7 protein-coding genes are annotated in these 8,154 nt (G+C 76.6%); 2 read left to right on the top strand and 5 right to left on the bottom strand.

Annotation, left to right across the window (positions count from 1 at the left end):
- The 4 genes from KMS84_RS36505 to KMS84_RS36490 all read right to left on the bottom strand — a co-directional run.
- Window positions 1–2,028: xanthine dehydrogenase family protein molybdopterin-binding subunit (locus KMS84_RS36505; RefSeq protein WP_256920842.1), on the bottom strand; the 2,028-nt coding region annotated here is incomplete at its 3' end.
- A complete protein-coding gene (locus tag KMS84_RS36500) occupies window positions 2,025–3,020 on the bottom strand; it encodes an FAD binding domain-containing protein (RefSeq protein ID WP_256920841.1) in 996 nt (331 codons plus the stop codon). The genes KMS84_RS36505 and KMS84_RS36500, both read right to left, overlap by 4 nt.
- A gap of 4 nt (window positions 3,021–3,024) precedes the next feature.
- Complete coding sequence (locus tag KMS84_RS36495) at window positions 3,025–3,594, bottom strand: (2Fe-2S)-binding protein (protein ID WP_256920840.1); 570 nt, start codon at window positions 3,592–3,594, stop codon at window positions 3,025–3,027.
- A 166-nt stretch (window positions 3,595–3,760) separates the two neighbouring features.
- Window positions 3,761–4,963 carry a hypothetical protein gene (locus KMS84_RS36490; protein ID WP_256920839.1) on the bottom strand — a complete coding sequence of 401 codons (1,203 nt, stop codon included), beginning with the start codon at window positions 4,961–4,963 and terminating at the stop codon, window positions 3,761–3,763.
- Window positions 4,964–5,637: 674 nt separating this feature from the next.
- Here KMS84_RS36490 and KMS84_RS36485 point away from each other — a divergent pair.
- Window positions 5,638–6,120: a roadblock/LC7 domain-containing protein gene (locus KMS84_RS36485; protein WP_256920838.1), complete on the top strand. Its 483-nt coding sequence runs from the start codon at window positions 5,638–5,640 to the stop codon at window positions 6,118–6,120.
- Window positions 6,121–6,240: 120 nt separating this feature from the next.
- Here KMS84_RS36485 and KMS84_RS36480 read toward each other — a convergent pair whose 3' ends face one another.
- Window positions 6,241–6,924: a hypothetical protein gene (locus KMS84_RS36480; RefSeq protein WP_256920837.1), complete on the bottom strand. Its 684-nt coding sequence runs from the start codon at window positions 6,922–6,924 to the stop codon at window positions 6,241–6,243.
- 305 nt (window positions 6,925–7,229) lie between these two features.
- Here KMS84_RS36480 and KMS84_RS36475 point away from each other — a divergent pair.
- On the top strand, window positions 7,230–8,154 hold a 925-nt coding region (locus KMS84_RS36475), incomplete at its 3' end, for a serine/threonine-protein kinase (protein WP_256920836.1).

The raw sequence follows: 8,154 nt of genomic DNA, 5'->3' as shown, positions 1-8,154 counted from the left end.
GCCGGTGGCGTGGTGCACGGCGTTGCCGACGGCCGCCGCCGTGCCCACGATGCCGATCTCGCCGATCCCCTTGCCGCCCACGGGGTTGAGGTGCGGGTCGTGCTCGTCGATCCAGTGCGCCTCGATGTCGGGCACGTCGGCGTGCGCGGGCACGTGGTAGCCGGCGAGGTCGGACTCGGGGAAGTCGCCGAACGCGGCGTCCACGGTGCTGTTCTCGGTCAGCGCCATGCCCAGGCCCATGGTCATGCCGCCGACGAACTGGGAGCGGGCGGTGCGCGGGTTGAGGATCCGCCCCGCCGCGTACACCCCGAGCAGCCGGCGCACCCGCACCTCGCCCGTCACGCTGTCCACCGCGACCTCCGCGAAGTGCGCGCCGAACGCGTGCCGTGCGAAGGCGCTCTCGGCGTCGGCCTTCCCCTCGGTGTCGGCGCGCTCCCGCAGCCCTCGCGCGGGCAACGGGCCCCGGTGCGCGGCGAGTCGGGCCGCGAGCCGCAGGCAGGCCTCGTGGACGGCCCAGCCCCAGGAGGCGGTGCCCGAGGAGCCGCCCGCCAGCGGAGCCGACGGCAGGTCGCTGCTGCCCACCCGGATCCGCACCCGGTCCAGCGGCACGTCGAGGGCGTCCGCCGCGATCTGCGCCAGCACCGTGCGGGCGCCGGTGCCGATGTCGGCCGCGTTCACCTCGACGAGGAACGACCCGTCCGCAAGCGCCTGAGCCGCGGCGGTCGACGGATAGGCCTGTACGGGGTAGGTGGCGGCGGCGACGCCCGTCCCGAGCAGCCACGGTCCGTCCGTCCGGCCCCGGGGCCGGGGATCGCGGCCCGCCCAGCCGAACCGGCGGGCGCCCTCGCGCAGGCACTCGACGAGGTGACGGCTGCTGAACGGCTTGCCGCTGTCGGGTTCGGTCTCCGGCTCGTTGCGCACGCGCAGGTCGACGGGGTCCATGCCCAGCGCGCCGGCCAGTTCGTCCATGGCCGACTCCAGGGCGTACATGCCGGGCGCCTCGCCGGGGGCGCGCATCCACGACGGCGTCGGGACATCCAGCCGGACCACCCGGTGCACGGTGTGCCGGTGCGGGGCGGCGTACATGACGCCCGCCGGGACGGCCGCGTACTCGACGAACTCCTTGATCCGCGACGAGTGCGTGGTCACCTCGTGGGTGAGGGACGTCAGCCGGCCGTCGCGGTCCGCGCCCAGCCGCAACCGGTGCAGCGTGGGCGCCCGGTGGCCGACGGAGGTGGGCATCATCCGCCGGGGCAGCACCACGGTGACCGGGCGGCCCGTGTGCCACGAGGCCATCGTGGCGAGCACCACGTCCGGCCGGGGCGTGCCCTTGGAGCCGAAGCCGCCGCCGACGTGCTCGGCGACCACCGTGATCCGCTCCTCCTCGAGCCCGAACATCCGGGCGAGCGTGGCGCGCACGGCCGTGGTGCCCTGGCTGGAGGTGTGGACGGTGAGCCGTTCGCCGTCCCAGTGCGCGGTGCTGGCGTGCGGCTCCATGGGGTGGTTGTGCAGGGGCGGCACTCGGTAGCCGACGTCGACCCGGACGTCCGCGGCGGCGAAGGCGCCCTCGGCGTCGCCCTGCCGGCGCTCGCCCGGAAACGTGCCGTTGATCTCCTCGGGGACGTACGCCCGCGGGTGCCCGGCGCGGAGCGTGACGTCGTGGGCCTCCTGCGCGTAGTCGACGCGGACCGCGCCGGCCCCGGCCCGTGCCGCCTCCGGGCCGTCGGCCACCACCAGGGCGACGAACCAGCCCCGGTGCGGCACCTGGCGGTTCTGTAGGACGGCGAGGGTGGGGTCGTCGGGCTCGGCCAGGCGGGGCGCGTCGTCGGGCGTGAGGACGGCGACGACGCCGGGCAGCGCCAGGGCCGCCGAGACGTCGACGCCGGTCACCTCGCCGCGTGCCACCGTCGCCGGCACCGGGCGGGCGAACAGCCGCCCGGCCGGGTGCTGTTCGGCCGCGTAGCGGGCGGCCCCGCTGACCTTGTCCGGGCCCTCGCGCCGCTCGGCCGGGGCGCCCAGGGCGGTCATGCGTCCTCCTCGTCGGGCACCAGCCGCGCCAGGACGTCGACGGCCAGGTTGCGGGCCAGGGGCGGTTTGTAGGCGTTGTCGCGCAGCGGCCGGGCCGCTGCCAGCTCCAGGTCAGCGGCCCGTTCGAACGCGGCCCGGGTGGGCGCCGCGCCCCGCAGTGCCTCCTCGGCCAGCCGCGCCCGCCAGGGCCGGTGGGCCAGCGCCCCGAAGGCGATCCCCACCCGTGCGACGACGCCGTCCGCGACCTCCAGCACGGCGGCGACGGAGGCCAGCGCGAAGGCGTAGGAGGCCCGGTCGCGGGCCTTGCGGTACGCGGAGGGCACTCCGGCCGAGGCGGCCGGCAGGACGACGGCGGTGACCAGCTCGCCGGGCTCGACCACGGTGTCCCGCTCCGGATGCGCGCCGGGCAGGCGGTGGAAGTCCGCCGCCGCGACCCGGCGCACGCCCGCCGTGCCGTACAGCTCGACCTCGGCGTCCAGCGCGGCGAGGGCCACGGCCATGTCCGAGGGATGGGTGGCGATGCAGTGCTCGGAGTGCCCGAGCACCGCGTGGTCGCGGTGGACGCCTTCGCGGGCGCCGCAGCCGCTGCCCGGCCGCCGTTTGTTGCACGGCTTGGAGACGTCCTGGAAGTACGGGCAGCGGGTGCGCTGCAACAGATTGCCGCCGGTGGTGGCGGCGTTGCGCAACTGGCCCGACGCGCCTGCCAGCACCGCCTGCGACAGGGCCGGCCAGCGCTCACGGACACGCGGGTGGGCCGCCAGGTCGCTGTTGCGCACCAGGGCGCCGATCCGCAGCGAGCCGTCCGGCAGCTCGGTCACCCGGTCCAGCGGGAGCCGGGTGACGTCGACCAGCGCGGTCGGGCGTTCCACTCCGAGCTTCATCAGGTCGACGAGGTTGGTGCCGCCCCCGAGGTAGCGTGCGCCGGGGTGTGCGGCGAAGGCCTCGGCGGCCTCCGCGAGGCTGCCGGCCCGTACATAGGCGAAGGATTCCACCGGATCACGTCCTCGGGTGGTGGCCGGTCGCGATCACGTCCTCGACCGCGTCGACGATGCGCGGATACGCACCGCACCGGCACAGGTTGCCGCTGAGCCGCTCGCGGATCTCGTCCCGGTCCAGGGGGACCGGCCGCCCGCAGGGCGCCGACGGGTCCGTGACGTGGGAGGGGTGGCCCGCCTCCGCCTCGGCCAGCGCGCCCACCGCGGAGCAGAGCTGTCCGGGCGTGCAGTACCCGCACTGGAAGGCGTCGCGCTCCAGGAAGGCCCGTTGCAGCGGATGCGGGCCCTCGCCGTCCCCGGAGAGTCCCTCGACGGTCGTCACGTCACAGCCGTCCAGGGCGACGGCGAGCAGCAGACAGCTGTTGACGCGCCGGCCGTCGACGAGCACCGTGCAGGCGCCGCACTGTCCGTGGTCGCAGCCTTTCTTCGCCCCGGTGAGGTCGAGGTCCTCCCGCAGCAGGTCCAGCAGGACGCGCCGGTGGTCGACGGAGAGGGTGTGCGGCTTGCCGTTGACGCGCAGCGTGGTGTCGGAGCGGTGGGGCGACGACCGGGGGCCTTGCTCGGTGCCCATGTCCTGGTCCCTTCCCGGGCGGTGCGTGTGCCGTGGGGACCGCGTATCCACAGCGGCGCGCCTGACACGTCCGGGCGCGGGCCGGTTCACGGGCGCGCCCGGATCTGCCGCCGCTCCCCGACGGCCGCACCGGGGCCTGCCGCCGGCCCGCGCACCGCACCGGGGACTACCGCGGGCCGGGGCCGGAGCCGCCCTCCTCGTCCTCGGAGCGGGTCCCGACGGGCTCCGCCGGCTCCCCGGGGGCGGGGGAGGCCGTCGGCGCGGGGCGCAGGCCCTTGGTCGACTCCTTGAAGCGCTCCAGGGTGCGGCCCAGCTGCTGGAAGGGCGAGCCGGCGCGCCGGGCGGGCGCCTGCCGGGGCTCCCCGGCCTCCGCTGCCGCCTCGCGGTACGCGGCCAGCGCCTCGTGGGCGTGCTCGGCCGCCTCCCGGTACAGGTCGCGGGACTGGGTCATCGCCTCCAGCGCTTCCTTGTACATGGCGACCAGCCCGCGTTCCCGGGCGAGCTCCTCCTCCAGGGTCAGCAGCTGCCACTGCTCCCGCAGCGCCGTGAGGGCCGCCTCGGCCCCCTCCGGCAGCGGGCGGGGGAGTGCGGCGAAGCGCTGGATCGCGTCCAGCAGCTCGGTGGGGTGCGAGCCGTCCAGGAACACGGTGCGCACCGAGAAGCCGGCGGCGTCGTAGTCGGCAGGGGCCGGCGAGCCGGGCAGCACCAGCGCGCCGCCCCGCGGCACCTCCACCCCGGTCTCCTTGAGGGCCCAGTTCAGGGTGCGCAGCTGGTGCGGGGCCGCCCGGTGCTCGACGACCCGGTGCCGCAGACCGGTCGGGAGCAGGGGGACCAGCGAGCGCCGGCCCAGTTCGTCGGGCGTCATGGCCTCGTGGACGACGACGTGCACCGTCCACGTGTCCCGCAGGGCGTTGCGCAGGGTGCGCCGCAGGTCCTTCTCGTCCGAGGGCAGCGGGTTGACGTCGAGGTAGCGCTCGCTGGTGACCGTCTCGTGTCCCCACAGGGCGTCCTCCTCCCACGGCCAGAACATGGCGGCGGGCGACGGCCAGCGCAGGTCCCAGGGGCGCTCCGCCTCGGCCGTAAGCGTCCACTCCTGCCCTCGTCCCGACCACTCGGCGAGGGCGAGGCGGGCACGGACGGTCACCTCCTCGTCCACCAGCCATCGGGCCTCGAAGGCCAGCTCCCCCTCGGGGGTGCCGACGTCGGTGAGCTCCTTGAAGTCCTGGAGGGTCCCGGCGTCCTTGCCTGCCTGGAGGTTCTTGCGCAGGACGTCGGGCGCGGTGGGGCCGGTGTGGCGGCCACGGGACTGCCAGACCGTGGAGGGAGTGGTGGGCGGAAGGGTCGCGGAGATGTGCGTGACTCCATTCATGAGGGCGAAGCGACGACGTGGCTGCCGGGTGCGAAGGCCAGTATCGCGCGCCGCGGGCGATGCGCGATCAAGCGGGCGGGCCGGGCGGCGCGGGAGCCCGCGCCGCCCCCTGTCGGGGGAGCGCCTTCCCCACCGGCGGTCCCGTCACACGGGCGGATCCGGGCGATCGCGCGCGGGGTGTGCGGTGACCGGACGGGGTGTGCGGCCCGCACCAGGGCCGAGGGCCCCGCACCCGTGGGCGTGCGGGCCCCCCGTCCCGCACAATCGCCGTCTGTGGACAGGGCCCGCCCATCCATCCGCGTAGGGGCGAGCCCTGTCCGCGCGCCCCCTGGGCAGGCTGCGCGCCGGGGCGCACGGATCACGTGCGGGCGTGCACGCACACGCCCGGCTCACGGCCGGGACCGCACCTCCGCCGGAGCACGGCCCGGCCGGACCGCCCGCCCCCGTCTGCCGTTCCCTCACCCGGCGCGTGCGTCCGCCGTCCGGCATTCGCCGGCCGCCCGGGCCGCCCCAGGGGTCCGGCATCGCGGTTCGGCGGTGGGCATGCCAGGGGAAAATGCCGAAGCCGTCGCTTTCGGCCGCCGGTTTCCGTAGCCTCAGGAGAACCTGAACCACCTTGCGCCGCACCGCACTTGATCCGTTTGCGTCGACAACGCGCCGAAGGGACAACGGTCATGGCCGTCGAGACCGAGGTTCTGAACGAACTGCGTCGGCTGCGCGCCCGCGTGCCGCAGCTGACGGGGACACTGGCGGCGAGCACGGACGGCCTGGTGCTCGCCCAGGACCTGCCCGACGCGCAGCCCGAAGGGCTGGCCGCGCTCACCGCGGCGGCGCTCGGGGTCGGACGCCGCATGGTCGACCTCTCGGTCGGCGGCGAGTTCTGCGAACTGCTGGTGCGCGGTGCGGGGGGCTGTGTCGCGACCTACGCGGCCGGTCCGTCCGCCGTCCTGACGCTGCTCGCCGGCGACCGCGTCAACGTCGGACGCCTGCATCTGGAGGGGCGGCGCAGCGGTGCGCGCATCGGCGCGCTCATGGCGACCCGTACCACCGCCGAGCGCTCCCCGGGCGGCGGAGGGCCCACCGGACGTCCGGCCGGGGCGCCGCCGCCCGGCGCGCTGCCCGTTCGTGTCCCGCCGCAGTCCCGCCACCGCACCTGAGGCACGCCGCGGCGGCCGGCCGCGCCCGCCCGGCGGACCGGGAGCGGGCCTGTCGGGAAGGCGACGGCGGTGAAGGGGGGCGGCAGGAAGTGAGACGGCACGGGCGGAGGCGGGGCAGGGTCACACCCCGCCGCCCTCGGTCTCCCGGCGTCCACGCCGGTTGCCGGGGCCGCGCCGTCGGGCGCCGGCCCGTTCCGGCCCGCCACCCGACGCGGGCGCGCTGAACCCGCCGGGGACCAGCCGCGGCGACCCCGCGGTCGGGGCCACCGTCCCGGACGGCGCCGGACGGCCGAGGACCTCCCGGTTCGCGCCCGCCCCCTCGTAGGCGACGGCATCACGGCTCGCTCCCGCTTCCCGCCCGTCGTCCGCACGGGCGTCCGTCTCCGTCCCGCGGGCGCGGGGCGGCGGTGGCACAGCCCGGCTCAGCACGCGCGCGTGCGGCAGCAACGAGGCGCACGCGGCGCAGACTTCGGTGAGGGTCCACACCTGGCCGACCGCCGGGTCGTGCCGCAGCACGAGGACGACCGTGCCGGCACAGGCGACCCGGGTCTCCTCGTGCAGCGCGCACCGCTGTCGGCGGCACCAGCAGGCGGCGTCGTGGTGCACCGCCGCCGCCCTGGCGTGCGCGGCCGCGTGGGCCTCCGCGAAGCGCCGCAGCGCCGCGAGGTCCCGGGAGCGGGGCGGCATCGAGCACGGCGACGAGCAGGTGACCGACGCCGTGCGGTCGCGGTGTCCGACCACGCGGATCGTCCAGCAGCGGCCCGGGCGGCGGGACGACGGGGCGTCAGGGTGCAGGAGAGTCACGGCACATGTCCTTCATGGGGAGGGCGACGGCGGCGGACGCGAGCGGGGAGGAGGAGGCGGGCGCAGACCCGGTCGAAGGCGTGGACACGGTGACTGCGCGGACACGGTGGATGCGGTGGATCGAGAGAACGGGGGAACGGGGAACAAGGGAGGGATGCGGTCCCGGGGGCGGTTCCGGGGCGGTCCGGCACGGCTCGCCGGAGGTGACCTCGCTCACAGCATGCCCGTCGCTCCGCGGGTCATTCGCGCTGCGCCCCCTCCGGCCGACGCATCCCCTGTCGGCCGGTGCCCCTAAGCACCCCCCCATGAGCACTGGGGAACCCCACAGACGGGTCGTCGACGGCCGCTTCGAGCTGGTCGCGCGGCTCGGCGGCGGAGGCATGGGACTGGTGTGGCGCGCGCACGATCTGGCGCTGCACCGGGACGTGGCCGTCAAGGAGGTCCGGCCGCCCGACCCGGACCTGGCCGAGTACGACCCCGAGGGCGCGCGCACCCTGCGCGAACGCGTCCTGCGGGAGGCCCGCGCGCTGGCGCGCGTCCATCACCCCAACGTCGTGACCATCCATCACATCGTCGACGGCGGCGAGGGCACGTATCCGTGGATCGTGATGGAGCTCGTCGAGGGCGGCTCCCTCCAGGACCGCCTGCAACGGGGGCCGATGCCCCCGGCCGAGGCCGCGCGTCTGGGGCGCGAGGTGCTGGCCGCGCTGCGCGCCGCGCACGCCGTCGGCATCGAGCACCGTGACGTGAAGCCCGCCAACGTCCTGCTGCGGCCCGACGGGCGGCCGGTGCTCACCGACTTCGGCATCGCGGCCGTGCGGGAGTCCACCCGGCTCACCGCGACCGGCGCGGTCATCGGCTCGCCCGACTTCATGGCGCCGGAACGGGTCGGCGGCAAGGAGGGCGGGCCCGCCGCCGACCTCTGGTCGCTGGCCATGATGCTGTACGTGGCCGTGGAGGGCGCCCACCCGCTGCGCCGGGCGAACACGCTCGCCACCCTGGCCGCCGTGCTCGGCGAGGACGTGCCCGCGCCCCGCAGGGCGGGACCGCTCACCGCCGTCCTCGGCGCGCTGCTCGTCAGGGACCCGCGGCTCCGGCCCGACGCGGCGGAGGTCGACCGGATGCTCGCGGCGGCCGCCGGGCGGACGCCGTCCGCGCCCCCGCCACCCGCCGCGCCGACCTCCTACCCGCTCGCCCCGCCGGCCCTCGCGGACGCCCCGCCCGCCGGCC

Origin of the sequence: Streptomyces hilarionis (assembly GCF_024539675.1) — a bacterium.
Classification (GTDB): Bacteria; Actinomycetota; Actinomycetes; order Streptomycetales; family Streptomycetaceae; genus Streptomyces; species Streptomyces hilarionis.
Note: the sequence above shows the minus strand (reverse complement) of the source record. Positions and strands in the feature narration are given on the sequence as shown.

Bases quoted from the DNA above. Each gene is read 5' to 3' on its own strand.
- KMS84_RS36495 (WP_256920840.1), bottom strand. From the start codon at position 3,594: ATGGGCACCGAGCAAGGCCCCCGGTCGTCGCCCCACCGCTCCGACACC.
- KMS84_RS36490 (WP_256920839.1), bottom strand. From the start codon at position 4,963: ATGAATGGAGTCACGCACATCTCCGCGACCCTTCCGCCCACCACTCCC.
- KMS84_RS36485 (WP_256920838.1), top strand. From the start codon at position 5,638: ATGGCCGTCGAGACCGAGGTTCTGAACGAACTGCGTCGGCTGCGCGCC.